20 protein-coding genes and 1 riboswitch are annotated in these 25,653 nt (G+C 62.1%); of the genes, 14 read left to right on the top strand and 6 right to left on the bottom strand.

From position 1 onward, the window contains the following. The first annotated feature begins 11 nt into the window (after positions 1 to 11). The 10 genes from nuoL (at position 12) to LPW39_RS04425 (ending at position 11,025) form a co-directional block, all read left to right on the top strand. Positions 12 to 2,051, top strand: a complete 2,040-nt coding sequence (nuoL, locus tag LPW39_RS04470; RefSeq protein ID WP_230771668.1) for an NADH-quinone oxidoreductase subunit L — start codon at positions 12 to 14, stop codon at positions 2,049 to 2,051. A 12-nt stretch (positions 2,052 to 2,063) separates the two neighbouring features. Continuing rightward, positions 2,064 to 3,533, top strand: a complete 1,470-nt coding sequence (locus LPW39_RS04465) for an NADH-quinone oxidoreductase subunit M (RefSeq protein WP_230771666.1) — start codon at positions 2,064 to 2,066, stop codon at positions 3,531 to 3,533. A gap of 27 nt (positions 3,534 to 3,560) precedes the next feature. Further along, positions 3,561 to 5,054 carry an NADH-quinone oxidoreductase subunit NuoN gene (gene nuoN / locus LPW39_RS04460; RefSeq protein ID WP_230771664.1) on the top strand — a complete coding sequence of 498 codons (1,494 nt, stop codon included), beginning with the start codon at positions 3,561 to 3,563 and terminating at the stop codon, positions 5,052 to 5,054. 31 nt (positions 5,055 to 5,085) lie between these two features. Then, positions 5,086 to 5,412, top strand: coding sequence for a DUF2818 family protein (locus tag LPW39_RS04455; protein ID WP_133854610.1), 327 nt, complete (start codon positions 5,086 to 5,088; stop codon positions 5,410 to 5,412). A gap of 4 nt (positions 5,413 to 5,416) precedes the next feature. After that, a complete protein-coding gene (locus tag LPW39_RS04450; protein ID WP_230771662.1) occupies positions 5,417 to 5,917 on the top strand; it encodes a DUF1178 family protein in 501 nt (166 codons plus the stop codon). Positions 5,918 to 6,246: 329 nt separating this feature from the next. Continuing rightward, positions 6,247 to 7,017 (top strand): ABC transporter ATP-binding protein, encoded by a 771-nt coding sequence (locus LPW39_RS04445; RefSeq protein WP_021028573.1) that lies wholly within the window; start codon positions 6,247 to 6,249, stop codon positions 7,015 to 7,017. 1 nt (position 7,018) lies between these two features. Beyond that, positions 7,019 to 7,741: an ABC transporter ATP-binding protein gene (locus LPW39_RS04440; protein ID WP_230771660.1), complete on the top strand. Its 723-nt coding sequence runs from the start codon at positions 7,019 to 7,021 to the stop codon at positions 7,739 to 7,741. A 76-nt stretch (positions 7,742 to 7,817) separates the two neighbouring features. Next, entirely contained in the window at positions 7,818 to 9,014 is a 1,197-nt protein-coding gene (locus LPW39_RS04435; RefSeq protein ID WP_230771658.1) for an ABC transporter substrate-binding protein, read from the top strand. Positions 9,015 to 9,147: 133 nt separating this feature from the next. Continuing rightward, positions 9,148 to 10,032 (top strand): branched-chain amino acid ABC transporter permease, encoded by an 885-nt coding sequence (locus LPW39_RS04430; RefSeq protein ID WP_133854606.1) that lies wholly within the window; start codon positions 9,148 to 9,150, stop codon positions 10,030 to 10,032. Positions 10,033 to 10,041: 9 nt separating this feature from the next. After that, on the top strand, positions 10,042 to 11,025 hold the full coding sequence (locus tag LPW39_RS04425; protein WP_230771656.1) for a branched-chain amino acid ABC transporter permease: 984 nt from the start codon (positions 10,042 to 10,044) through the stop codon (positions 11,023 to 11,025). 75 nt (positions 11,026 to 11,100) lie between these two features. Here the strand turns inward: LPW39_RS04425 and LPW39_RS04420 are convergent, their stop codons facing one another. Next, entirely contained in the window at positions 11,101 to 12,324 is a 1,224-nt protein-coding gene (locus tag LPW39_RS04420; RefSeq protein WP_230772881.1) for an ABC transporter substrate-binding protein, read from the bottom strand. 187 nt (positions 12,325 to 12,511) lie between these two features. Beyond that, positions 12,512 to 12,633: riboswitch (TPP riboswitch) on the top strand. A 298-nt stretch (positions 12,634 to 12,931) separates the two neighbouring features. On the opposite strand from LPW39_RS04420, the gene thiC reads away from it, so the two are divergent. Together thiC and LPW39_RS04410 are read left to right on the top strand one after the other, a co-directional pair. Next, positions 12,932 to 14,866: a phosphomethylpyrimidine synthase ThiC gene (gene thiC / locus LPW39_RS04415; RefSeq protein WP_230771654.1), complete on the top strand. Its 1,935-nt coding sequence runs from the start codon at positions 12,932 to 12,934 to the stop codon at positions 14,864 to 14,866. A gap of 141 nt (positions 14,867 to 15,007) precedes the next feature. Beyond that, positions 15,008 to 15,673 carry a nitroreductase gene (locus LPW39_RS04410; RefSeq protein WP_230771652.1) on the top strand — a complete coding sequence of 222 codons (666 nt, stop codon included), beginning with the start codon at positions 15,008 to 15,010 and terminating at the stop codon, positions 15,671 to 15,673. A gap of 19 nt (positions 15,674 to 15,692) precedes the next feature. Here the strand turns inward: LPW39_RS04410 and LPW39_RS04405 are convergent, their stop codons facing one another. Both LPW39_RS04405 and LPW39_RS04400 read right to left on the bottom strand, forming a co-directional pair. Continuing rightward, a complete protein-coding gene (locus tag LPW39_RS04405; RefSeq protein WP_230771650.1) occupies positions 15,693 to 16,376 on the bottom strand; it encodes a YitT family protein in 684 nt (227 codons plus the stop codon). A 163-nt stretch (positions 16,377 to 16,539) separates the two neighbouring features. Further along, on the bottom strand, positions 16,540 to 17,760 hold the full coding sequence (locus LPW39_RS04400) for an ABC transporter substrate-binding protein (RefSeq protein ID WP_230771648.1): 1,221 nt from the start codon (positions 17,758 to 17,760) through the stop codon (positions 16,540 to 16,542). A gap of 316 nt (positions 17,761 to 18,076) precedes the next feature. Here LPW39_RS04400 and LPW39_RS04395 point away from each other — a divergent pair, with 316 nt between their 5' ends. Then, complete coding sequence (locus LPW39_RS04395; protein WP_230771646.1) at positions 18,077 to 21,232, top strand: IPTL-CTERM sorting domain-containing protein; 3,156 nt, start codon at positions 18,077 to 18,079, stop codon at positions 21,230 to 21,232. Positions 21,233 to 21,498: 266 nt separating this feature from the next. Next, complete coding sequence (locus LPW39_RS04390; protein ID WP_230771644.1) at positions 21,499 to 22,281, top strand: ATP-grasp domain-containing protein; 783 nt, start codon at positions 21,499 to 21,501, stop codon at positions 22,279 to 22,281. Positions 22,282 to 22,813: 532 nt separating this feature from the next. On the opposite strand, the gene LPW39_RS04385 is transcribed toward LPW39_RS04390, so the two are convergent. The 3 genes from LPW39_RS04385 to yjgA all read right to left on the bottom strand — a co-directional run bounded on the left by LPW39_RS04385 (position 22,814) and on the right by yjgA (position 25,623). Next, positions 22,814 to 24,022 carry a multidrug effflux MFS transporter gene (locus tag LPW39_RS04385; RefSeq protein WP_230771642.1) on the bottom strand — a complete coding sequence of 403 codons (1,209 nt, stop codon included), beginning with the start codon at positions 24,020 to 24,022 and terminating at the stop codon, positions 22,814 to 22,816. Positions 24,023 to 24,317: 295 nt separating this feature from the next. Continuing rightward, positions 24,318 to 24,914 carry a molybdopterin adenylyltransferase gene (gene mog, locus LPW39_RS04380; protein ID WP_230771640.1) on the bottom strand — a complete coding sequence of 199 codons (597 nt, stop codon included), beginning with the start codon at positions 24,912 to 24,914 and terminating at the stop codon, positions 24,318 to 24,320. 22 nt (positions 24,915 to 24,936) lie between these two features. Next, the gene (yjgA, locus tag LPW39_RS04375; RefSeq protein WP_230771638.1) at positions 24,937 to 25,623 is read right to left on the bottom strand and encodes a ribosome biogenesis factor YjgA; all 687 of its coding nucleotides are present in this window, start codon (positions 25,621 to 25,623) and stop codon (positions 24,937 to 24,939) included. Positions 25,624 to 25,653 lie beyond the last annotated feature (30 nt).

Genomic DNA, 25,653 nt, shown 5'->3' with positions numbered 1-25,653 from the left:
GGTTAAGAAGAATGAGTCAAACCCTTTCTGCTTCAACACTGTTGGCGGTGCCTCTGGCGCCCCTGGCAGGATCTTTGCTGGCAGGCATTTTCGGTACCGCCCTGGGCGGCAACCGCATCGGCCGCGTTGGCAGCCGCACGCTCACCATCCTGGGTGTGTTCATTGCCTTCGTCATCTCTGCGATGACGTTTCAGAGCGTGGTGTTTGAAGGCGCGACCTTCAACCAGACGCTCTACACCTGGATGACCGTCGGGACACTGAAGATGGAGATCGGTTTCATGATCGACTCCATCACCGCGATGATGATGTGCGTGGTGACCTTCGTGTCGCTGATGGTGCACATCTACACCATGGGCTACATGGCGGAAGACGACGGCTATGACCGTTTCTTCTCGTACATCTCGCTGTTCACCTTCTCCATGCTGATGCTGGTGATGAGCAACAACCTGCTGCAGCTGTTCTTCGGCTGGGAAGCGGTGGGCCTGGTGTCGTACCTGCTGATCGGTTTCTACTTCAAGAAGGAAACCGCGATCTTCGCCAACATGAAGGCCTTCGTGGTCAACCGTGTCGGTGACTTCGGCTTCATCCTGGGCATCGGCCTGATCGCTGCCTACACCGGCACCCTGAACTACACCGAAATCTTCGCCAAGACCCAAGAGCTGAGCGGCATGACCCTGCCAGGCTCGACCTGGTCGCTGATGACGGTGATCTGCATCTGCCTGTTCATCGGTGCGATGGGCAAGTCGGCCCAGTTCCCGCTGCACGCCTGGCTGCCCGATTCGATGGAAGGTCCTACCCCCATCTCGGCACTGATCCACGCGGCCACCATGGTGACCGCCGGTATCTTCATGGTCTCGCGCATGTCGCCGCTCTATGAGCTGTCCGACGCAGCCCTGAACTTCATCCTCGTGATCGGCTCGATCACCGCGCTGTTCATGGGTATCCTGGGCATCATCCAGAACGACATCAAGCGCGTGATCGCGTACTCCACCTTGTCGCAGCTGGGTTACATGACCATCGCGCTGGGCGTGTCGGCCTACTCGGTGTCGGTGTTCCATCTGATGACGCACGCGTTCTTCAAGGCGCTGCTGTTCCTCGGCGCGGGCTCGGTCATCATGGGCATGCACCACAACCAGGACATCCGCTGGATGGGTGGCGTGCGCAAGTACATGCCCATCACCTGGATCACCTTCCTGCTGGGCAACCTGGCGCTGATTGGTACGCCGTTCTTCTCGGGCTTCTACTCGAAGGACGCGATCATCGAAGCGGTGCACGCCTCCAACCTGCCTGCTGCCGGTTTTGCCAACTTTGCCGTGCTGGCTGGTGTGTTCATCACCGCGTTCTACTCGTTCCGTCTGTACTTCATCGTGTTCCACGGTAAAGAGCGCTACGACCAGAACCCCGATGCCCACCATGACGACCACCATGCTCACGACGACCACCACGGCCATGGCCACGATGCCAAGCCGCATGAGTCGCCATGGGTGGTGACCCTGCCGCTGGTGCTGCTGGCGATACCTTCGGTGGTGATCGGTGCGATCGCGCTGATGCCGATGCTGTTCGGTGACTTCTTCAAGGGCGTCATCTATGTCGATGGCAGCAAGCACGGCGCGATGGCTGAGCTGGCCGAGAAGATCCACGGCTGGATCCCGATGGCACTGCACGGCTTCACCGCTGCGCCGTTCTGGCTGGCTCTGGCCGGTGTGGTGACCTCCTATGTGTTCTACATGGTCAAGCCTGAGATTCCTGCTGCCATCAAGCGCATGAGCGAGAAGGTCGGCCTGTACCAGGTGCTGGAAGGCAAGTACGGTGTGGACTGGGTCTACGAGAACATCTTCGCCCGCGGCTCGCGCGCGCTGGGTGGCGTGTTCTGGAAGGTGGGCGACCAGGGCCTGATCGACGGCCTGCTCGTCAACGGCTCCTGGAAGCTGGTTGGCCGCATCTCCGCTCTGGTGCGCTGGCTGCAGACGGGTTATGTGTACCACTACGCATTGGTCATGATTCTGGGTATCTTCCTGGCCATGACGTACTTCGTGCTGCTCAACAAGTAAGGAAGAAGAAAAATGGGATTGTTGAGTCTTGCAATTTGGACGCCCATCGTCTTTGGTACGGTCCTGCTGGCCTTTGGCAAGCAGGAGCAAGCCAAGATGGTGCGCTGGATCGCACTGGTCGGTGCGCTGATAGGCCTCTTGGTCACCTTGCCGCTGTACACCGGCTTCCAGCTGGGTACGTCGGCGATGCAGTTCGTCGAGAAGGCGTCGTGGATTCCACGCTTCGGTATCAACTACTACCTGGGCGTTGATGGCATCTCCTTCTGGTTCGTGCCATTGACCGCCTTCATCACGGTGATCGTGGTGCTGGCGTCCTGGGAGTCGATCACCGAGCGCGTGAACCAGTACATGGGCGCGTTCCTGATCCTGTCGGGTCTGATGATCGGTGTGTTCTCCGCACTGGACGGCCTGCTGTTCTACGTGTTCTTTGAAGCCACGCTGATCCCGATGTACCTGATCATCGGTATTTGGGGTGGCCCGAACCGCATCTACGCCGCTTTCAAGTTCTTCCTGTACACCCTGATGGGTTCGCTGCTGACCTTGATCGCACTGCTGTACCTGTACACCAAGGCCGGTAGCTTCGAGATTCTGGCCTGGCACCAGCTGCCGCTGACGATGACCGAGCAGACCTTGATCTTCTTTGCCTTCTTCGCTGCGTTTGCCGTGAAGGTGCCCATGTTCCCGGTCCACACCTGGCTGCCCGACGTTCACGTTGAAGCGCCTACCGGTGGTTCTGCCGTGCTGGCCGCGATCATGCTGAAGCTGGGTGCCTATGGTTTCCTGCGTTTCTCCATGCCCATCGCTCCTGATGCGTCGCACGAATGGGCCTGGCTCATCATCGCGCTGTCGCTGATCGCGGTGATCTATGTGGGTCTGGTGGCGATTGTGCAGAAGGACATGAAGAAGCTGGTGGCTTATTCGTCCGTCGCACACATGGGCTTTGTGACCCTGGGCTTCTTCATCTTCAATGACATCGGTGTCATGGGTGGCCTGGTGCAGATGATTGCCCACGGCTTTGTGTCGGGCGCGATGTTCCTGTGTATCGGCGTGCTGTACGACCGCGTGCATTCGCGTGATATCGCGGCCTACGGCGGCGTGGTCAACACCATGCCCAAGTTCGCTGCCTTTGCACTGCTGTTTGCGATGGCCAACTGCGGCCTGCCAGGCACCGCCGGTTTCATCGGCGAGTGGATGGTGATCCTGGGCGCCACCAAGTTCAACTTCTGGATTGGTGTGCTGTCGGCCACCGCGCTGATTCTGGGCGCTGCCTACACGCTGTGGATGTACAAGCGCGTGTACTTCGGCCCAGTGACCAATGACCATGTGCGCGAGCTCAAGGACATCGGTTGCCGCGAATTCCTAATCCTGGGCATCTTGGCTGCTGCCGTGCTGATCATGGGTGTCTACCCTGCGCCGTTCACCGATGTGATGGGTGCCTCGGTGGCCGACCTGCTCAAGCATGTCGCTGCGTCCAAGCTGTGATGGTCGGACAGAATTGAGAGACTTGAGATGATTGATAACATCAGCTGGCTGGCTATCTATCCTGAAATCGTGCTGTTGGTGATGGCCTGCGTCATCACCCTCGTGGACCTGGGCGTCAAGAGCGCAGGGCGCACGCTCACCTACATCCTGTCGCTGCTGACCCTGGTGGTCGTGGCGGTGATCACCGGTATCTACGCCAGCAATGGCAATACCTTCTACGCCTTCGGCAACATGGTCGTCTCCGACGCCATGGGCAACTGGCTCAAGTGCGCTGCAGCCATCGCGATGGCCGTGACCCTGGTGTATGGCCGTGGTTACTCGCGTGACCGTGGCATGCTCAAGGGCGGTGAGTACTTCATCCTGTCGTTGCTCGCGCTGCTGGGCATGAACGTGATGATCTCGGGCAACAACTTCCTGATCATCTACCTCGGCCTGGAGCTGCTGACCCTGTCGAGCTACGCGCTGGTCTGCCTGCGCCGTGACAACACCGCTGCGGTGGAAGCCGGCATGAAGTATTTCGTGCTGGGCGCGATGGCCTCGGGATTCCTGCTGTACGGCCTGTCGATGATCTACGGTGCCACCGGCTCGCTGGATATCGGTGAAGTGTTCAAGGCCGTGAACTCCGGTCTGATCCGCCATCAGGTGCTGGTCTTCGGTCTGGTGTTTGTGGTTGCTGGCCTGGCCTTCAAGCTGGGTGTGGTGCCGTTCCACATGTGGGTGCCTGACGTCTACCAAGGCGCACCAACGGCCATCACCATGATCGTGGGTGGCGCGCCCAAGCTGGCAGCCTTCGCGATCGTGATCCGCCTGCTGGTGGACGGCCTGCTGCCGCTGGCCATCGACTGGCAACAGATGCTGGCTGTGCTGGCCATCCTCTCGCTGCTGATCGGTAACCTGGCTGCTATTGCACAGACCAATATCAAGCGCATGCTGGCCTACTCGACCATCTCGCAAATGGGCTTTGTGCTGCTGGGTCTGATGTCCGGCGTGGTCAATGGCAATGTCGAAGCGGCTACCGCTGGCAATGCCTACAGCGCCTCGATGTTCTACGTCGTGAGCTATGTGCTGACCACCCTGGCCACCTTCGGTGTGGTGCTGCTGCTGGCCCGTGAAGGCTTCGAGAGCGAAGAGATCGCCGACTTTGCCGGTCTGAACCAACGCAGCCCGCTGTACGCTGGCGTGATGGCGATCTGCCTGTTCTCGATGGCTGGTATTCCTCCGCTGGTGGGCTTCTACTCGAAGCTGGCCGTGCTGCAGGCGCTGGTGGCATCGGGCAGCGGCCTGTACATTGCGCTGGCCGTGTTCGCGGTGATCATGTCGCTGATCGGCGCCTTCTACTACCTGCGCGTGGTCAAGGTCATGTACTTCGACAAGCCCATCACTGCCGCCAAGGTGCATGCGCCTCTGGACGTGCGTGCCGTGCTGGTCGTCAATGGCGCGCTGGTGCTGATCCTGGGTATCATGCCCGGCGGTCTGATGAAGCTCTGCTCTGACGCCGTGCTTCGCGCGCTCGCCAGCTAAGCCGTCCTACCTTTAGCCCTGCAAAGCCCGCATGTCTATCACTGCATCCATTTGGCTGGTGATCGTGGCGGGCTTTGTTGCGGCCAATCTGCCGTTTCTGAACCAACGCATTCTGGCCGCAGGGCCGGTATGCCATGACGGCGGCAGTGCCAGCAAGGCACTGTGGATCCGCCTGGTCGAGCTGGTCGTGCTGTACTTCCTCATCGGGGCCTTTGCGATGCTGCTCGAAGGCCGTGCCGGCCAGCGCAGCAGCCAGGGTTGGGAGTTCTATGCCGTCACCGGCACCTTGTTCCTGACCTTTGCCTTCCCCGGTTTTGCCTACCAGTACCTGCTGCGCAAGGTGAGCCGAGCGGGGTAAGCCTGTGAAGGTTTTCAACCTGCGCTGCCCTTTGGGCCATATCTTTGAGGGCTGGTTCGCCTCGGAGGCCGCTTTCGAGCAGCAACAAAGCCAGGGCTGGCTCAGCTGCCCGATGTGCAACTCGCACGAGATCGTCAAAGGCCTGAGCGCCCCGCATCTGGCGCGCAAATCCAATTCCGCTCTCCCAGCAGCGCCCGCCGCAGCCCCTGTACAGCCCGGCAGCGCGCCGGCGGCGTCCTCGGCATCCCAACCCCCTCACAGCCCGCTCAGCGATGCCCAGCGCCTGCAACAGGCCTGGCTGGAGCTGTCGCGCCAGGTCATTGCCAATACCGACGATGTGGGCAGCGGGTTTGCCGACCTGGCCCGGCAGATGCACGAGGGCGAGGTCGATGTACGCCCCATCCGAGGCACCGCCACCCCGGAGGAGCAGCGCGCCCTGGTAGATGACGGCATCGATGTGTTGCCGCTGCTGCTGCCCGAAGCCAGCAAGCACCGCCTGCAATAAGCCTCTTCTGTCGCCTTGGCAGCAGCCCGGCTGGGCTTGCATGCTGGCGCACGGATGGTGCACAGCCACTATGCATGGGTCAGGGAAGGGCGCCTGCATTGTCGCCCGTCTTTGATTCTGATGACAAAAAGACGACCGCTTGTCCCTCAGGTGACTATCAAAAAGTGAGCGCATAAAGCCCACGGGTTAACGCGTACGCAGCCTCACCTACAGGCTTTCCCCAGTGTTGCATTGCAGTATTCTTTCCTAGTATTGGCAGCATCGAAGCGACGTATATTTCCATCCAGGAAAGGCGTCGCACTTTTTTCCAGCGAAGCGGTGCGGTGCCCATGAGTGATGTCATTCTTCAAACCCGAGATCTCACCAAGGAGTTTCGGGGATTCACAGCAGTCAGCAATGTCAACCTGTCGGTGCAGCGGGGCTCGATCCATGCGCTGATCGGCCCCAATGGTGCCGGCAAGACGACCTGCTTCAACCTGCTGACCAAGTTTCTGACGCCCACCAAGGGCATCATCCATTTCAACGGCACCGACATCACCAGCGAAGAGCCGGCGCAGATTGCCCGCCGTGGGGTGATCCGTTCGTTCCAGATCTCGGCGGTGTTCCCGCACCTGAGCCTGATGGAGAACGTGCGCATTGCCTTGCAGCGCAAGCTGGGCACCTCCTTCCACTTTTGGAGCAGCGAGCGCACCCTGGACAAGCTCAATGGCCGGGCCGTGGCCTTGCTCGAAGAGGTGGGCCTGGCCCACCTGGCCGACGAGATCACCCTGAACCTGCCCTATGGCCAAAAGCGTGCGCTGGAGATTGCGACCACGTTGGCGATGGAGCCCGAGCTGATGCTGCTCGACGAGCCCACCCAGGGCATGGGCCATGAGGACGTCGAGCGCGTCACCCAGCTGATCAAGAAGGTATCGGCTGGCCGCACCATCTTGATGGTCGAGCACAACATGAAGGTCATCTCCACGATTGCAGACCGCATCACGGTGCTGCAGCGCGGGGCCATCCTGGCCGAGGGCGACTACCAGACCGTGTCGCAGAACCCCCAGGTGATGGAAGCGTATATGGGAACCACCGACGGCCAGCTGCAGGGAGCGCACTGACATGAACGAGAAAAACGGAGTGCCAGCCCTGGAGATCAGCGATCTGCACGCCTGGTATGGCGAATCGCATGTGCTGCATGGCGTGAACATGCGCGTGATGCCGGGCGAGGTGGTGACCCTGCTGGGCCGCAATGGCGCAGGCCGCACCTCGACGATGCGCGCTGTGATGGGCCTGACCGGTTCGCGCAAGGGCTCGATCAAGATCAACGGCGTCGAGACCATCCAGATGCCCACGCACAAAATTGCGCATCTGGGCCTGGGTTACTGCCCGGAAGAGCGCGGCATCTTTGCCAGCCTCTCCTGCGAAGAAAACCTGATGCTGCCGCCGGACCTGAAAACCGGCTCGGCGGGCATGTCGGTCGAAGAGATCTACGAGATGTTCCCCAACCTGGCCGAGCGTCGCCACAGCCCGGGCACGCGGCTGTCGGGTGGCGAGCAGCAGATGCTGGCGGTGGCGCGCATCCTGCGCACGGGCGCCAAGCTGCTGCTGCTCGATGAAATCTCCGAAGGCCTGGCTCCCGTCATCGTGCAGGCCCTCGCCCGCATGATCGTGAGTTTGCGTGCCAAGGGCTACACCATAGTGATGGTCGAACAGAACTTCCGCTTTGCCGCGCCGCTGGCCGACCGCCTCTATGTGATGGAACACGGCCAGATCGTCGAGCAGTTCAGCTCTGGTGAGCTGGAAGGCAAGATGCCTTTGCTCAACACCTTGCTGGGGGTCTAGCCTCCCACTTTTTGCAACGCTGGCACAGCGCAGACTGCCGCCATGAATTGAGAACAGATATTTTTTAGGAGACAAGATGAAAGCAAAGCTCAAAGCCATTGCCCAGGTGGCATGTTTGGTCGCCCTGTCCGCAGGCGCTGCCCAGGCACAGGAAAAGGTGAAGATCGGCTTCATCACGGACATGTCCAGCCTCTACGCTGACGTGGAAGGCAAGAACGGCGCGGTCGCCATCCAGATGGCCATCGACGACTTTGGCGGCAAGGTGCTGGGCCAGCCTATCGAGATGGTCTCGGCCGACCACCAGAACAAGGCCGACATTGCCGCCTCCAAGGCGCGCGAGTGGATCGATACCGCTGGTGTGACGATGCTGTTTGGCGGCACCAACTCCGGCACGGCGCTGGCCGCTGCCAAGGTAGCCCAGGAGAAAAAGCGCGTCTACTTCAACAGCGGCGCGGGCTCGTCGGCGCTGACCAATGAGCAATGCAGCCCCTACACCGTGCACTACGCCTATGACACCGTGGCTCTGGCCAAGGGCACTGGCGGCGCCGTGGTGGACCGTGGCGGTAAGTCCTGGTTCTTCCTGACGGCCGACTACGCATTCGGCCACTCGCTGGAGGCCGATACCACGGCCGTCATCAAGGCCAAGGGCGGACAGGTCGTCGGCTCGGTGCGCCATCCGCTCAACGCTTCCGACTTCTCGTCCTTCCTGCTGCAGGCGCAAAGCTCCAAGGCCCAGATCCTGGGTCTGGCCAATGCCGGCGGCGACACCATCAATGCCATCAAGGCCGCACGTGAATTCGGCATCAACAAGAGCATGAAGACTGCTGGCCTGCTGGTCTTCCTGTCCGACATCCACAGCATGGGCCTGAAGAACACCGAAGGCCTGCTGCACACCACCAGCTGGTACTGGGACCTGAACGACGAGACGCGCAAGTTCGCCGACAAGTTCTTCGCCAAGACCAAGCGCATGCCTACCGATCTGCATGCGGCTGACTACTCGGCCACGATGAACTACCTGAAGGCCGTTGAAGCCGTCAAGACCACCGATGCGGACAAGGTCATGGCCTACCTCAAGAGCACGCCGCTGAACGATTTCTACGGCAAGGGCGTCATCCGCCCCGATGGCCGCTATGCGCACGACATGTACCTGGTCGAAGCCAAGTCGCCAGCCGAATCCAAGAAGCCCTGGGATTACCTGAAGGTCCTGTCCACCTTGCCTGCGGACCAGGTCTGGACGACCAAGGCCGAATCCAAGTGCGCGCTCTGGAAGTAAGCACCGCTCACACGTAAGCTGCGTCTTCGCTGCCCGCTGCGGCACCCGTACATCGCTGATGGCCCGGGTACCGATGGCCCAGGCAGCCTGACGCCAGCCGTGTTGTGTTCATTCACCGACTCGTGAGCTTTTCATGGAAATTTTTGGTATCTCATTACCGGCCTTGATGAGCCAGCTGCTGCTGGGTCTGGTCAATGGCTCGTTCTATGCCATTCTCAGTCTGGGATTGGCCGTGATCTTTGGCCTGCTCAACGTGATCAATTTCGCCCACGGCGCTTTGTTCATGCTGGGGGCCATGTTCACCTGGATGGCGGCATCGTACTTCCAGATCAATTACTGGGTGATGCTGCTGCTGTCGCCGATTCTGGTGGGCATCATCGGGGTGCTGATAGAGCGCTTCCTGCTGCGCCATATCTACAAGCTCGACCACCTCTACGGCCTGCTGCTGACCCTGGGTCTGTCGCTGCTGATCGAAGGCGTGTTCCGTTCGATCTACGGTGTCTCCGGCCTGGGCTATGACACGCCTGAGCTGCTCGAAGGCGCCACCAACGTCGGCGTGATGCTGCTGCCCAACTACCGCATGTGGGTGGTCGTGGCCTCGCTGATCGTCTGCTTTGCCACCTGGTTCGTGATCGAGAAAACCCGCCTGGGTGCCTACCTGCGCGCCGGCACCGAGAACCCGCGTCTGGTCGAGGCTTTCGGTGTCAACGTGCCGCTGATGATCATGCTGACCTATGCCTTTGGCGTGGGCCTGGCTGCCTTTGCCGGTGTGCTGGCCGCTCCGGTCTACCAGGTCACGCCGCTGATGGGCCAGAACCTGATCATCACCGTGTTTGCGGTGGTCGTGATCGGTGGCATGGGCTCCATCATGGGCGCCATCGTCACCGGCCTGGCACTGGGCGTGATCGAAGGGCTGACCAAGGTCTTCTACCCGGAAGCCTCGGCCACGGTCGTGTTCGTGATCATGGTCATCGTGCTGCTGGTGCGCCCGGCTGGCCTGTTTGGCAAAGCGAAGTGAGGTGAGGGGATGAATTCCAAGAAGTTTGCCAAACTGGGATACGGCTTGCTGCTGCTCGGCCTGATTGCTGCGCCGTTCATGGGGGCCTACCCGGTGTTCGTGATGAAGCTGATGTGCTTTGCACTGTTCGCCTGCGCCTTCAATCTGCTGCTGGGCTACACCGGTCTGCTGTCCTTTGGCCATGCCGCCTTCTTTGGTGGCGCGGCCTATGTCACCGGCCATGCCATCAAGGTCTGGCACCTGACGCCGGAGCTGGGCATTTTGTTCGGTGTGGTGTTCGGCGCCTTGCTGGGTGTGGTGTTCGGCTGGCTGGCCATTCGCCGCCAGGGGATTTATTTCTCGATGATCACGTTGGCGCTCGCGCAGATGCTGTTCTTCGCCTGCCTGCAAATGCCGTTCACTGGTGGTGAGGACGGCCTGCAGGCGGTACCGCGCGGCAAGCTGTTTGGCCTGCTGAGCCTGGAGAGCGACTGGACCATGTACTACGTGGCGCTGGTCATCGTGGTGCTGGCCTTCCTGCTGATCATGCGCACGGTGCATTCGCCTTTCGGCCAGGTGCTCAAGGCCCTGAAAGAAAACGAGCCACGTGCCATCTCGCTGGGCTACGACGTCAACCGCTTCAAGCTGCTGGCCTTTGTCATCTCGGCCGCGCTGGCGGGCCTGGCGGGCTCGCTCAAGACGGTGGTGCTGGGCTTTGCCACGTTGACGGATGTGCACTGGACGGCATCCGGCCAGGTCATTCTAATGACCTTGGTAGGTGGCCTGGGCCTGCTGTCCGGCCCGATCGTCGGCTCGGCTGTCATCGTCGCGCTGGAGAACAAGATCGGCGATATCGGCACCTGGCTGTCGCGCTTGACGGGCGTCGAATGGTTCAACACCTTGGGTGAGTCGGTGACGATCGTGACCGGCCTGATTTTTGTGATCTGTGTGCTGGCATTCCGCCGCGGCATCATGGGCGAGTTGATCGCCTTCATCGACCGCAAGAAGAAATAGCGGAGGGTCGCAGACCCGCCCAAGTCAAAGGCCTGCATTGCGCAGGCCTTTGTTTTTGGGCAGAGGCGGGAAGATTTACTTCCAGAGCTTGCAGGTGCTTTCGGCCTTGGTGGTCCAGACCTCGTCGGGGCTGAGCGTCTTGAGCACCTTGAAATAATCCCAGGCGCCTTTGGATTCGGCCGGGGTCTTCACCTGCATCAGGTACATCTCATGCGCATAGCGGCCATCGGGGCGGACAACGCCCTTGGCGTAGAAGTCAGACAGGGGCTCGGCCTTCAGCGCAGCCACCACCTTGTCCGAATCGGTCGACTTGATGCGGTCCGCTGTCTTCAGGTAAGTCATCATCGCCGAGTAATCGGCCGCCTGCAGCGAGGTCGGCATCTTCTTGAACTTTTCGAAGAAGCGGTCCGAGAACTTGCGGCTCTCGGGGTTCAGATCCCAATGCCAGCTGTCGGTGAACATCAGGCCTTCAGTCTGCTTGAGCCCCAGGCTGTGGATGTCCGAGCTGAACAGCAGCAGGCCAGCCAGCTTCATGGTCTTGGTGACGCCAAACTCGCGGGCAGCCTTGATGGTGTTGATCGTGTCGCCGCCCGCGTTGGCCATGGCCAGAATCTGGGCCTTGGAGTTCTGCGCCTGCAGCAGGAAGGACGAGAAATCCGAGGCATTGATCGGGTGCCGCACGGCGCCCACCACGCGGCCGCCGGCGGCCTTGATGACCTTGGTGGTATCGGCCTCCAGCGCATGGCCAAAGGCGTAGTCGGCGGTCAGAAAGAACCAGTCCTTGTCGCCCAGGCCCACGATCGCGCCGCCGGTGCCCTTGGCCAGGGCCACGGTGTCATAGGCGTAATGCACGGTGTAGGGGCTGCACTGGTCATTGGTCAGGGCCGATGTGCCCGAGCCGTTCACGATGATGAGGCGCTTTTTCTCCTCGGCCACCTTGGCCATTGCCAGGCCGGTGCTGGAGGTGGTGCCGCCCACCAGCATCTGCATATCGCGCTGGTCAAACCATTCGCGGGCCTTCGATGCGGCCAGGTCGGCCTTGTTCTGGTGGTCGGCCACCATCAGCTCCACCGGCTTGCCCAGCAGCTTGCCGCCAAAGTCGTCAATCGCCATCTGCAAGGCCAGCGCCCCGCCCTTGCCATCGACATCGGCGTAGACGCTGGACATGTCGGTGATGAAGCCGATCCGGACCTTGTCTTGCGCCAGCGCGCCCTGGGCAAACAGGACCAGCACGCAGCCGGCGGCAGCGGCCGCAACCGCTCGTCGCCGGTGTGGCAGCGCAGAACGCAAAGAGGGCATTGCAGGAACTTGCATCGGGAGGTCTCCTCGTTCAAATGGACAGGCGTACAGCGTGACGGCCAGGTGCGGCGCACCGGTGGGCGGCTGCGCCCCGATGGTTGCAGGCTGCTTCGCGTGCGCCTACTGGGGTAAGCACCAGAGCGCGGCAAAAACGCGTCTGCAGGCGCGGCACGAACCGGCTATACTGCTCGCAGCTCCGGGGTGTGCGAAAGCGCTGAGATGCGAAAGGCAGTTGCAAGACTGCTGATTAGCGAACCCGACGAACTTGATCCGGTTCATGCCGGCGGAAGAAGAGCGGGACCCTGAAAGCACAGCGGTGGAAGGCAGGCAGCGTTGCATGGCACGCGTTTGCAGCCACCTGCCACGCACACCCCAGGCGCCTCGCGCACTGGGGTTTTGTCTTTTTTGGGGACGGCACCTGTCAGCGCGCAACAGGTGCCGCCATGGCCACTTAACAGCGGCCTTGGCACCACGCACAGCACGGCCAGGCCGGGGTGCCGTAAATGGGCGTGTTGCGGCCAGGCAGCCATGCCTGGCGTGTTGCAACAGAGCAGGGCCGGCACGTCCCGGAGCGTTCGATGAAATCAACCGCTTTGAGGAGACTGCCATGAACGCCCCTGAGTCCCTGTTCATCCCCGCTACCGGTGATGCCCCCGATGCCGCCCGCTTTAGCGAACTGCTGGCCCGATCGCGCCTGCCTTTCCCTGCGTCGACCAAATCCTACCTGCCCGGTGCCATCCACCCGCAGCTGCAGGTGCCGGTGCGCGATATTGCACTGACCAATGGGGAGCGGGTCAGCGTCTACGACACCTCCGGACCCTACACCGACCCGGCCGTGTCCATCGATGTGCGCCAGGGCCTGCCCGCGCTGCGCGCCGAATGGATTGCCGCGCGCGCTGACAGCGAATACTACGTGGGGCGCCAGCGTGTGGCCCTCGACGATGGCGGCAAGCGCGGCGAAGAAGACCTGCGCGTGGCCCAGCTGCGTGCCGAGGCCGCCGCACTGCAGCGCCAGCCGCGCCGCGCCAAGAGCGGCGCCAACGTGACCCAGATGCACTATGCGCGCAAGGGCATCATCACCCCCGAGATGGAATACGTGGCCCTGCGCGAGAACGGCCGCCGCGAATGGATGGCCGAGTACCAGCGCGATGCGGCGCGTGAGGCCCGCCTGGCCGGCAACAGCCTGGGCGCGGCCATCCCCAAGATCATCACGCCCGAGTTTGTACGCGACGAGGTGGCGCGGGGCCGGGCCATCATCCCGGCCAATATCAACCACCCCGAGATCGAGCCGATGGCCATTGGCCGCAACTTCAAGGTCAAGATCAACGCCAACATCGGCAACTCGGCGGTGACATCCAGCATCGAGGAAGAGGTCGAGAAACTGGTCTGGGCGATCCGCTGGGGGGCCGACAATGTGATGGACCTGTCTACCGGCAAGAACATCCACACCACGCGCGACTGGATCGTGCGCAATTCGCCAGTGCCCATTGGCACCGTGCCCATCTACCAGGCGCTGGAAAAGGTGGGCGGCATTGCCGAGGACCTGAGCTGGGAGATCTTCCGCGACACGCTGGTGGAGCAGGCCGAGCAGGGCGTGGACTATTTCACGATCCACGCCGGGGTGCGCCTGGCCTATATCCACCTGACGGCCCAGCGCCGCACCGGCATTGTCTCGCGTGGCGGCTCCATCATGGCCAAGTGGTGCATGGCCCACCACCGCGAGAGCTTCCTCTACGAGCATTTCGAAGACATCTGCGACATCATGAAGCAGTACGACGTGAGCTTTTCGCTGGGCGACGGCCTGCGCCCGGGCTGCGCCTCGGACGCCAATGACGAGGCCCAGTTTGCCGAGCTGGCCACCCTGGGCGAGCTGACCCAGCTAGCCTGGAAGCACGATGTGCAAACCATGATCGAAGGCCCGGGCCATGTGCCGATGCACATGATCCAGGCGAACATGACCGAGCAGCTCAAGCACTGCCACGAGGCACCGTTCTACACCCTGGGCCCGCTGACCATCGACATTGCGCCGGGCTACGACCATATCGCCAGCGCCATCGGTGCGGCGATGATCGGCTGGTTTGGCACCGCCATGCTCTGCTACGTGACCCCGAAGGAGCACTTGGGCCTGCCCGACCGCGATGACGTCAAGCAGGGCATCATTGCCTACAAGATTGCCGCGCATGCGGCCGATGTGGCCAAAGGCCACCCCGGTGCGCGCGCGCGTGACGATGCATTGAGCCAGGCGCGTTTCGATTTCCGCTGGGAGGACCAGTTCAACCTGGGGCTGGACCCGGATACGGCCCGTGCCTTCCATGACGAAACCCTGCCCAAGGACAGTGCCAAGGTGGCGCATTTCTGCTCCATGTGCGGGCCCAAGTTCTGCTCGATGAAGATCACCCAGGAGGTGCGCGAGTTCGCCAAGAACGAGGGCGTGGCAGAAGAGCAGGGCATTGCGGTGGGCATGCAGGCCAAGGCGGCAGAGTTCAACCGCGCCGGCGGGGATTTCTACATCCCCATCGCCAGCGACACGACGGCGCGCTAAGGGTTGCGAGGGCTCTAAACATCCATGCGGCCACCCCCCGGTGGCCGTATTGGCGCCTCGGTGTCAGCTGCATTTGCTGCGCTGCACTAAACTGCGGGCTGCACTGTGCCAGCCCCTTTCAACGCCAGAAAGCCCTTTGCCATGAACGTCACGCAAGCCATGAAAGAGCGCCGCTCCGTGCGCGCCTTTTTGCCCAAAGCCCCCTCTGCCCAGGAGGTGCACAGCCTGATTGCCGACGCGGCACAGGCAGCATCGGGCGGCAACCTGCAGCCCTGGCGGGTGGTGGCGCTGGCGGGCCATGCCTTGCATGAGCTGACTGACGCAATCGCGGATGCGCAGCCGCTGCCCGAAGGCGGCAACAACTACACCTACCCGCCCAATCTCTGGGAGCCGTATCGCACGCGCCGCTTCAAGAACGGCGAGGACCTGTACAAGACCATCGACATTCCGCGCGAGGACAAGGCCGCGCGCCTGGAGCAGCTGGCCAAGAACGGCCGCTTCTTTGGCGCCCCGGTGGGCCTGCTGGTGTTTGCCGATGAGCGCATGGGTTATGCGCAATGGGTGGACCTGGGCATTTATCTGCAGTCCCTCATGCTGCTGGCCACCGAGCGCGGCCTGGCCACCTGTGCCCAGGGCTACTGGCGCCGCTATGGTGATACGGTGGAGCGGGTGCTCAAGGCGCCAGAGCCGTACAAGGTGGCCTACGGCATCGCGCTGGGCTATGAAGACCTCACCGCGCCCATCAACAGCCTGCGTGCCGACCGTGCCCCCTTTGGCGACTGGGCGCAGATGCGCGGGTTTGACTAACGGCCATTAGCCGGGGGCATCAGACCGCGATATAGCGGTCCTTGCGGTGGTTCATCGCCACGATCAGGTTCAGGATCACCGCCCCGGCAATCGACCAGGCGACCGACACGGCCGGCACCAGCCACAGCGCAAAGGCCACGATGATGCAGTCCAGCCCCATCTGCACCTTGCCGGCCGACCAGCCACGGCGCTCCTGCAGGTAGAGCGCCAGAATGCCGAAGCCGCCCAGGCTGACCCGGTGGCGGAACAGAATCAAAAAGCCCGTGCCCAGCAGCACCCCGCCCAAGATGCCGGCCAGCGGCTGGGACACATAGGAGATGGACAGCAGCGCGGGCAGCAGCTCGGTGAGCCAGGACGTGGCGACCACCGCGATAAAGGTTTTGACCACAAAGGCGCTGCCCATGCGCTTGGCTGCCAGCCAGTAGAAGGGCAGGTTCAGGCAGAAGAACAGCAGGCCCAGATCGCTGCCGGTGGCGTAGTGCCCCAGCAGCGCAATGCCGGCAATGCCGCCGGTCAGCAGCCCCGCGCTTTTGTACAGCACCAGCGCAGTGGAGATCAACAAAATACCGACGGCCATCGCTATGCCATCCTCCAACCAGGAATGGCCGGAGGAGCCGGTCTTGAGCGCCCAGCGGAATTTGTCGGAGGTCAGTTGGGTCACGCGCGCAAAGCCTGCGCTGGCGGAGAGGCGGTATCGGGTCATGGGGAAAGGGCAAGCAAGAGTCCTGCCAGCTTGGGTGCAGTGCATGCGCCCCAGGCCCTGGCAAAGGCGAGACAGCCCTGCAATATAGGGCTAACCCTTATCCCTCAGACCTTGCCAAGGATTGGCGCAGCCCGGCTGCGGGCTGCCTCCCCGGTTCAGAGGCTCACTTCCAGATCGGGCACTGGGCCTCTTGCTTGCTGGCAAACAGCGTATCGCCCGGCAAGGCCTTGATCAGCTTGAACGCATCATGCTTGCCCTTGGACTCTTCGGGCGTTTTGACCTGCAGCAGGTACATGTCGTGAACATAGCGGCCGTTGGGCTCGATCTTGCCCTTGCCGAACATGTCGTTCAGCGGCATCGACTTGAGGGTCTGCATCACCTTGTCGGCATCCAGGCTCTGCGCCTTTTCCACGGCCTTGAAGTAGCTCATGGCCGAGGAGTAGTCGGAGGCCTGCAGCGAGGTGGGCATCTTCTTGGTGCGGGCGTAGTAGCGGTCGGTCCAGGCACGGGCTTCGGGCGAGCGGTCCCAGTACCAGCTGTCGGTGAACATCAGGCCACCGGCGAGCTTGAGGCCCAGGCTCTCGACCTCGTTGGCGAACACCATCAGCGCGACCGGCTTCATCTTGGGCGTGACGCCAAACTCCCGCGCGGCCTTGAGCGAGTTCATGAAGTCACCACCGGCGTTGGCCAGGCCCAGGATCTCGGCCTTGCTGGCCTGCACCTGCACCAGGTAGGACGAAAAATCATTCGCGTGGAAAGGCGCACGCACCGATTTGACGATCTGGCCGCCCTGGGCCTGCACCACCTGGGTCACATCGGCCTCCAAGGTGTGGCCAAAGGTGTAATCGGCCACCAGCAGCGCCCAGGTCTTGGCGCCTTGCTCGGACACCGCCCGGCCCGCGCCGCGCGCAATGGCCGTGGTGTCGCTGTTGTAGTGCACCCAGTACGGCGAGCACTGGCTGCCCGTCAGGTTCGAGGAGTAGGCGCCGTTGATCAGCAGCACGCGTTTTTTCTCATTGGCCACCTGGCCCATGGCCAGCGCTGTCGCGGTGTTGGTGCCGGCAATCAGCAGCTGCACATCCTGGGTGTCGACCCATTCGCGCGACTTGGTCGAGGCGATATCGGCCTTGTTCTGGTGGTCGGCCGACAGCAGCTCGATCGGCCGGCCCAGCAGCTTGCCGCCAAAGTCCTCGATGGCCATCTGGATGGCGGTCACGCCGCCCTTGCCATCGCCGTCCGAATACTGGCTGGACATATCGGTCAGAAAACCCAGGCGCACGGGGGCGGGTGCCTGTGCATGGGCAATGCCGGCAATGGTGCTACAGGCCAGCGCGCAGGCGCTGAGTGCATGGGCGCGGCGGCGCTGGGAAAAGGGCTGGGGCATGTTGACTCCTTTGTTATGTGGCTTGCCTGGGTTCAGCAAGACCCATGCTAAAAGCAGATGCTGCCGGGCGACAGCGGGCAAACCGCCCAAGCACACGGCGTTTGTCACCCACGTTACCGAGCCTGTGGCGCCGAAAAGCATTTAATAAATAGATAAATAAAAACAAATTCCAAATAACAAACAGAGATTTTGGCCCAGGAGACACGCTCAGATGCAGAGGGGAAGTCACGTTTTTTCATCAGGCTGTCACCTGCAGTTGCAACACTTCCGCCTTTCTTTTGGGAACCCTATGCGACGCTTACCCCTTGTGGCCGCCATGGCCTCTTTGCTGATCCTCACGACACACACCACCTTGGCGGCCGACCAGGCCACCCATACCCCCGCACGCCAGGCGCTGGAAGCCAAGCTGGCTGCTGCCGATCCCCAGGGCCAGGTCTACGTCGAGCATGTCTTCAACGACACGACTGCGACCACCCTGCCTGCGGGCTGGCGCACCGCTGCATGGAACAAGGGCACGGCCTCCATCGAGGCCAGCACCGGCAATCTGCTGATCAATGGCAAGGCCGACAGCACTGCGATGACGGCCGTGCTTCTGCCTGCGGAGTTCGAGAACCTCTCCAACTACCGTGTGGACATGGCGTTCAGCTTCGAGCAGCCGAACAACTCGGCCCGTTGGGGCAGCGTGATGTACCGCACGTCGCCGTCCAGCGCCACGCCGGCGCATGAGCCCTACTACCAGTTCGCGATCCGCCAGACCGCCACTGCCAACAACGGCACGGAGTTTGCCTACCGCAGTGGCGGTGGCTGGTCGGTGCAGGGCACCAAGCCCTATACCGAAGCCATCAGTGCCAACAAGACCTACGTCGCCAGCGTGGTGGTGCATGGCAAGCGCGTGCGCCAATACCTCGATGGCGTGCTGTTGCACGATGCCCTGCTGAGCGCAGACCTGGCCAAGGGCGGGATCGGCATGCAGACCGCAGGCCTGATCATGCGCGTCAAGAGCATCAAGGTGACCGAGCAGATCACGCCGCTGCCCGAGTTGGACATGCCCGTGGTGGTGCAGGACGCTGGCAGCCCTGCTGCAATGGCGCCTACGCTGGTGCAGGCCGCAGAAGGCCTGCAATCGCTGGACGGCAGCGGCGCCAGCAATGCACTGTGGACGCTGGACAGCAGCCTGCATCTGCGCGATGCCAGCGGCACCGACGTGGGCACGCTCGCCGCCTACTTTGCCCAGCCCAAGCGCAATACCATCCCGCTGCTGCGCATCCAGGACGAGGCCACCTTAAACGCGTTGGTGACCTTCTCCGACCAGGTGCACAATCTGGCCGACCTGACCTTGTTGTCCAGCGATGTGGCGCTGCTCAAGCAAGCCCGTGCCGCGTTGCCCAAGCTGCGCACTGCGGTGGATTTCAGCGAGCGCAACCTGACCACGTCCAAGGCCGATCTGCTGACCATTGTGGGCGATACCAACCGGGCAGGCGCCAAGATCGCCATCCTGCCCGAGCGCCTGACCGACCGCGCGTTCGTGGCCCATCTGCAGCGCCTGCTGATCACGGTGTGGACCAATGCCGAGGCTGCAACCCCTGAGCAAGCGGCGAAGGTGCTGGTCAGCGGTGTCAACGGCGTCGTCTCTGCCAACAGCGCGGCCTATGCCGAGGTGCTGCGCAAGCTGCCCGCCAACACCTTGCTGCGCAAGCCGCTGGTGATCGGCCACCGGGGCATGCCCAGCCGCGAGGACGAGAACACGCTGGAGAGCGCCAAGGCGGCAGTAGCGGTGGGGGCCGATGCCGTGGAGAACGACATCTACATCACCACCGACGACCACCTGGTGATCATGCATGACGACACCGTCAACCGCACCACGAATGGCACCGGCACCATCGAGAGCATGACCCTGGCCCAGGTCAAGGCCTTGGCCACCAAGCCTAAGGGCTACCAGGTGCCCACGATGCGTGAGTACTTCCAGGCGTTCAAGAACGACCCCATCACCCATGTGATCGAGCTCAAGAGCAGCAACCCGCGCATCATTGCCCAGCTCAAGAAGGAAATGGCCGAAGAGGGCGTGGCGGACCAGTCGGTCGCCATCTCCTTCATTGCCGACCAGCTCAAGCGCAGCGGCGAGCAGATGCCCGAGCTGACGGGCGGCTTCCTCAACAGCATTGCCGACAGCGCCGATGTGCCCGCCAGCGTGCGCAATGTGCTGGAGGCCACACAGGCCAACTCCTCCACCTTCAATCCCAGCTACGGCGCCATTCGCCAAAGCACGATGGAAGCGGCCAAGCACCGTGGCGTGACCTTCTGGCCCTGGACGGTGAACGACCCGGCCACCTTCTACAAGTACTACAGCTGGGGAACCCATGGCATCACCACCAACGATGCCTACCTGGCCAGCAACTTCCCTGTAGAGATTGCGGCCAAGCCACAAGCGGCGGCGCTGGCCTTGAACGAACCGCTGAGCCTGGGTGTGACCCTGACCACCCAACTGCGGGCGCAGAACGATGCCGTTGCCACGGACCTGGTGTACCTGGGTGGCACCGCTACGGCAGTGCCTGATGGCAAAGGAGGCCTCAGCTTCAGCAGCGCAGGCACGGCCATCGTCATGCCCGGCTACCGCCACCAGATGGATGCCACCTACAGCTACGTGATCATGGGCCAACCGGTGACCCTGGTGGTTGGCGACGGCAGCGATGGCGTGGTAGGCACCCCCAATGCACCGGCAGCCGGTAATGTGAGCTGCAGCAGCGCGGTGCCCGGCCAGACCAGCACCTGCGCGGTCGTGCCCCAACCCGGCTACCAGCTGGTGGGCCTGGGGGCAGACAGCAGCTGCCCTGCAGGCCAGTGGAATGCCGATAAAACGGCCTACACCACCGGCACGATCTCCGCGCAATGCCAGCTACGCTTTGACTTTGAAGCCAAGCCCGCCAGCGCATCCTTGGCGCCTGTCGGCAAGCAAGGCGAGCTGCAAGCCACCGTGCGCGGCGGCGGCACCGGTCTCTGGGCCTTCGATGCCGCGCAAGCGGTGGCCGTGAGCCCTGCCGCAGCGGCGCCCAGCGGCGTGAGCTTTCCGTTTGGCGTCGTCAGCCTGCAGCTGACCGGCGGCCAGGCAGGGCAGAGCGCCACGGTGGAAATGACCTACCCGCAGGCCTTGCCCGCCAACGCCAAGTACTACAAGTACGGCAAGACCGTCGACAACAACCAGGACCACTGGTATGTCTACCCGAATGCCAGCATCAGCGGCAACAAGGTGGTCCTGACCCTGACCGACGGCCAGACCGGCGACGACGATCTGCAGGCCAACGGCGTTATCCGCGATCCGGGTGGCGTGGCCGTGCTGGCCGATGACCCCGGCACACCTGGCACACCTGGCGCTACCGCCACCCCCGTGCCTACTTTGGGCCATGCAGCACTCGCGCTGCTGTCGGGCGGCATGGGCCTGCTGGCCTGGCGCCGCAAGCGCGAGGGGCAGGTTTGATCTACTGCTGTGGTCTTGGATAGGTAGTTGACCGCCAGTGGTGCCTTGGGGTGCCCTGGCGGTTTTTTTTTGGGGATCGATACCCCCGACTCTGTTTGCAACGGACAAGGTTTCTTGTGCGGCTCAGGGTTCAAATGTTGGTGCTGCGTTGCGCTTGGACTGCTAGGATGCTTGGGTTGACTCGACGCCAAGTGTGAATGCAGCCGCTGAGGCGCTGCAGTGCGCTCGGGTTGCTGACATTTCTGGGCGTTGATAACGAGCAAATCATGCAAATCCTTTTTCCCTCGGATCCATTCAATAAATTGGTTGCTGATGAGCCTTATGTCCAGGAAATGCAAGCTGCAAAGGCTGCCGGAATTGCTTGCCTTCTCTTCTCGCTTGAAGACTTCCAGCAGGGCGAATTCAAAGTGCGTCCTGCGCTTATTGAAGGCGAAGAGCTGTTGTACAGAGGGTGGATGCTTTCCCCTGAGGAATACGCCATGCTCCACAAGGCGATCGTCATGCGCGGAGCTGTCCCGATAAGCAATCCTTCGCAATATCGTCTGTGCCACTATCTGCCGGAATGGTATTCCTCATGCACGGAATTCACGCCCAGTACCGTGGTGGTGCCCAAGGATGCCGATTTTGAAGCCGCGGTGGCGGGGCTTTCCTGGTCCAGGTACTTTGTGAAGGACTATGTGAAATCGCTGACGACTTCTCGTGGATCCGCCGCCGACACTGCAGGCGAAATTGCATCTGTAGTTGCACTGATTGAAAAATTCAGAGGCTCCATTGAAGGAGGCGTCTGCATCCGTGAGTTCGAGGAGCTGGTGCCGGATACGGAAAGGCGCTACTTTGTGTGGAATGGCAAGGCGTATGCGAGTGAGGGCGATGCACCAGCTTTGGTGCAAGCAATTGCTCAGCGAATCAACAGCCGTTTTTATTCCGTGGATACCGTGTTTTCAACACAAGGCAGGTTGCGTCTTATCGAGCTGGGCGATGGGCAGGTGTCAGATCGGAAGCTGTGGTCTGCCTCGCAGTTCATGTCGATGCTGATCGGCAGTCGATAGGTACTGAGATCTTTCTAAGCGCCTGGGCGTTATCCACGATGTGATACACCGCAGACATGTTTAGTTTCCGCCCAAGTGACTCTAGGGAGGAGCGTGATCTACGCCGCTGGCTTTTGTCCAAAGATGAGGAGGAGAGAGTCGCCTTCATCAAAGAAGTATGGAAAATCAACTACCCATTTGCGCTGACGTTGCTGCAGTCCATGCAACTCTCCAGGACTGACACGGAGAGGTTGTTGAGGCACTTTTTACGCACTGGGGCACACAATGCAGCAGCTGAGTTGATCATAAAATGGAGCCCATGCTCGGTACGCGCAAATTCTGGCGTGTGGTCTGTGAAGAGCCGTTATCTCAGGCTATGAGAGACTTCATCAACTACCAGAGCAATGGGAAGCTGGATGCGATGCTGCTAAAGGCGAGTGCAGCCGAATAAGAGGATGCCGGTCTGGCAGCATGTCGTAACGGCGGCATCTCAAGGTATTTGTTTGGCACCGCAGTGCTGTTGCGACGGGCTTGATTGCGATTCGCCGCCCAGTCAAGCCACCTGCCCAACCCCCCGCGCATCCGGCATGCGCGATGCCCAGGCGAACACCGCCATCCCCAGCAGCACCGTCACGGCCAGGCCCAGCGCCAGCAGCAGGCCGCTGTGGAAGAGCTGCGGCGCCACCAGGCCGGAGATGATGGTGAAGACCATCATCTGGCTGAAGCCCTGCAAGGACGAGGCCAGGCCGCGCATCTGGGGGAACTGGCCCATGGCTTCCAGGGTCAGGATGGGCATCAGCTGCGAGATGCCAAAGGTGTAGAGCGTGATCGGCAGGACGGCCCAGGGGACGGTGGGTTGCTGGGTGAGGCTGTTGTAGAGCAGGTTGCAGGCGCAGGCGACCAACAGGCAGGCGTAGCCGATGCGCTTTTGCACGTTGGGCGGAATGCGGCGGGCAAACACGCTGGAGATGGCTGAGCCCAGCATGGTGCCGGCGATCAGCGGAATGAACAGCCAGCCCAGCGCCGTTTCGTCCATGCCGAGGATGGTCATCACAAACTCGGCGGCCGAGCTGATGTAGATCGAGTTGGCACCGGCCATCAGCGCCAGGCCGATGAGCATGGTGCGGAACTTGCGGTTGCGCAGCGCCTGCAGGTAGTTGCCGGCAATAATGCGCAGCTTCAGCGGCGTGCGGCGCTCGGGCGGCAGGGTTTCGGGCAGCTGGCGCCAGATCAGCAGCGCCAGCAAGACGCCAAAGCCCGACAGGAAATAGAAGCTGTAGCGCCAGCCGCCATGGCTTTGCAGCCAGCCGCCCAGCACGGGCGCCAAGGCAGGGGCCAGGCCAAACACCATCATCACCAGCGCCATCATGCGCTGCGCCTCGGCTCCCTGGTGCTGGTCCTGCACCATCGCGCGCACGATGACCATGCCCGAGCCGGCGCACAGACCCTGCACCAGGCGCATCAGCACCAGCGATTCAATCGAGCCGGCAAAGGCTGCTGCCAGCGAGGTGATGCCGTAGCCGATGGCCGAGACCATCAGCACCAGGCGGCGGCCAAAGGTGTCGCTGAGCGTGCCGTAGAACAGCATGGTGCTGGCCATCGCAAAGACATAGACGCTCAGGGTTTGCTGGACTGCAATGGGCGAGGCGCCAAACTCCTGCCCAATGGCATGGAAAGAGGGCAGGTAGGTATCGATGCCCAGCGGACCAATCATGGTGCACAGGGCAAACAGCAGGGTGAGCGTAACGGGTGACTTTTGCATGGGGCGCTGGGCGCGCTGCCCGGGCCGCGATCACCAAGCGCCGCTTGGCACTGCGGGCCTATGGCTTGGATAGAGGAAGAAGCGGGTGGGGCGAGGGCGCCGAAATGAAGAACCACCGCCCTACAAAAATGGCAGAGGCAAGGCGGCAAGCAGGCATTTAACCAAAAAATGCCGCTGCCTGTGCCGATGGCCGCCGCCGCCAAAAAGCCCCGGGACATTCGTGGCCTGGAATGCAAAGAGCGCGAAACTGTGTACACATTTCGCGCTCTGGGCGGTTATCGGCGGTGTGGAACGCTTAGCTCGTGCTGGGCCGCTCGGCGCCCTTGGGGCGAAATGCCTTGCAAACGGCTTCGTCGGTTTGCAGATAGGGGCCGCCAATCAGGTCCACGCAGTAGGGCACGGCCGCAAAGATGCCGGGCACCTGCTGCTGGCCTTCGGCGTCCTTCAGGCCTTCCAGGGTCTGGGCAATCGCCTTGGGCTGGCCGGGCAGGTTGATGACCAGGCTGCTGCCCCGGATGACGGCCACCTGGCGCGACAGAATCGCGGTCGGTACAAACTGCAGGCTGATCTGGCGCATCTGTTCGCCAAAGCCGGGCATCACCTTGTCAGCGATAGCCAGGGTCGCTTCGGGCGTCACATCGCGCGGTGCAGGCCCCGTGCCGCCGGTGGTCAGCACCAGCGCGCAGCCGGCGTCCACCAGCTCGACCAGGGTTTGGCTGATCAGCGCCTGATCGTCGGCAATCAGCCGGGTCTCGTACTGCAGCGGGTTGCGCAGCGCGCGGCCCAGCCAGTCCTGCAGGGCAGGCAGGCCCTTGTCTTCGTAAACGCCGGTGCTGGCGCGGTCGCTGATGGACACGAGGCCAATCTTGACGGTGTCGTAGCTGCTGCTCATCGCTTGCCCTGTTGCGCTGCCATCAGGCCTGGTCATCGTCGTCGTCGCCGTCTTCGGCGGCGCTCGTGCTGCTGCGGCTGGCGCTGTGGGCGGCCATCACATGGTCGCGCACCAGCTGGAACAGCTCGCGGTAGGCGCGGCCCTTGCGGGGCGCCTGGCCGGTGGATTCCTGCACATTGGCCTCGTGGGCGCCTGGCATGTCCTTGCGGGCCTGGCGCACCAGGGAGCGCAGTTGCTGGATGTCGGTATCGGGGGCTTCGTTGATCCACTGGGCCACCGCATCGTCGCTGACGATCATGCGGTCGCGCCACTGCTCGGCGGCATGCAGCAGGGCCTTTTCCAGGCTGGAGCCTTCCTTTTGCTCGGACAGCGCTGCCTTGATCGCAGCAATTTCGCTGTCTTCGAGCTTGCGCATCAGCTTGCCGATGTACTGCATCTGGCGGCGCTTGCCCTCGAAATTGGTGATGCGCTTGGCCTCGGCCAGCGCATTGCTCAGGATTTCAGGCAATTCCAGGCGCTTGAAGAGGTCGCTGCGCAAGGTCAGCAGCTCTTTGCCCAGGTCTTGCAGGTCATCCATCTCCTTTTTCAGGTCGGACTTGCTCGACTCGGTGGTGCCTTTGAGCTCGGCCTTGAGTTCGATATCGAGCTCGCTGCCTTCGGCCACGAACTTGCCGCGAACGAAATAGCCTTTTTTGGGTTTGCGTGACATGGTTAAATGCTTTTGTTCAAAAGGCCATCG

Source organism: Comamonas koreensis (genome assembly GCF_021026195.1).
Classification (GTDB): domain Bacteria; phylum Pseudomonadota; class Gammaproteobacteria; order Burkholderiales; family Burkholderiaceae_C; genus Comamonas; species Comamonas koreensis.
The sequence above is the reverse complement of the archived record's forward strand: the minus strand, read 5'-3'. Positions and strand labels throughout refer to the sequence as shown.

Coding starts and splice junctions, on each gene's coding strand:
- mog (WP_230771640.1), bottom strand. CDS start 24,914: ATGAGCAGCAGCTACGACACCGTCAAGATTGGCCTCGTGTCCATCAGC.
- LPW39_RS04390 (WP_230771644.1), top strand. CDS start 21,499: ATGCAAATCCTTTTTCCCTCGGATCCATTCAATAAATTGGTTGCTGAT.
- LPW39_RS04435 (WP_230771658.1), top strand. CDS start 7,818: ATGAAAGCAAAGCTCAAAGCCATTGCCCAGGTGGCATGTTTGGTCGCC.
- thiC (WP_230771654.1), top strand. CDS start 12,932: ATGAACGCCCCTGAGTCCCTGTTCATCCCCGCTACCGGTGATGCCCCC.
- nuoN (WP_230771664.1), top strand. CDS start 3,561: ATGATTGATAACATCAGCTGGCTGGCTATCTATCCTGAAATCGTGCTG.
- LPW39_RS04440 (WP_230771660.1), top strand. CDS start 7,019: ATGAACGAGAAAAACGGAGTGCCAGCCCTGGAGATCAGCGATCTGCAC.
- LPW39_RS04465 (WP_230771666.1), top strand. CDS start 2,064: ATGGGATTGTTGAGTCTTGCAATTTGGACGCCCATCGTCTTTGGTACG.
- LPW39_RS04445 (WP_021028573.1), top strand. CDS start 6,247: ATGAGTGATGTCATTCTTCAAACCCGAGATCTCACCAAGGAGTTTCGG.
- LPW39_RS04400 (WP_230771648.1), bottom strand. CDS start 17,760: ATGCCCCAGCCCTTTTCCCAGCGCCGCCGCGCCCATGCACTCAGCGCC.
- LPW39_RS04425 (WP_230771656.1), top strand. CDS start 10,042: ATGAATTCCAAGAAGTTTGCCAAACTGGGATACGGCTTGCTGCTGCTC.
- LPW39_RS04410 (WP_230771652.1), top strand. CDS start 15,008: ATGAACGTCACGCAAGCCATGAAAGAGCGCCGCTCCGTGCGCGCCTTT.
- nuoL (WP_230771668.1), top strand. CDS start 12: ATGAGTCAAACCCTTTCTGCTTCAACACTGTTGGCGGTGCCTCTGGCG.
- LPW39_RS04405 (WP_230771650.1), bottom strand. CDS start 16,376: ATGACCCGATACCGCCTCTCCGCCAGCGCAGGCTTTGCGCGCGTGACC.
- LPW39_RS04395 (WP_230771646.1), top strand. CDS start 18,077: ATGGCCTCTTTGCTGATCCTCACGACACACACCACCTTGGCGGCCGAC.
- LPW39_RS04430 (WP_133854606.1), top strand. CDS start 9,148: ATGGAAATTTTTGGTATCTCATTACCGGCCTTGATGAGCCAGCTGCTG.
- yjgA (WP_230771638.1), bottom strand. CDS start 25,623: ATGTCACGCAAACCCAAAAAAGGCTATTTCGTTCGCGGCAAGTTCGTG.
- LPW39_RS04455 (WP_133854610.1), top strand. CDS start 5,086: ATGTCTATCACTGCATCCATTTGGCTGGTGATCGTGGCGGGCTTTGTT.
- LPW39_RS04385 (WP_230771642.1), bottom strand. CDS start 24,022: ATGCAAAAGTCACCCGTTACGCTCACCCTGCTGTTTGCCCTGTGCACC.
- LPW39_RS04420 (WP_230772881.1), bottom strand. CDS start 12,324: ATGCCCTCTTTGCGTTCTGCGCTGCCACACCGGCGACGAGCGGTTGCG.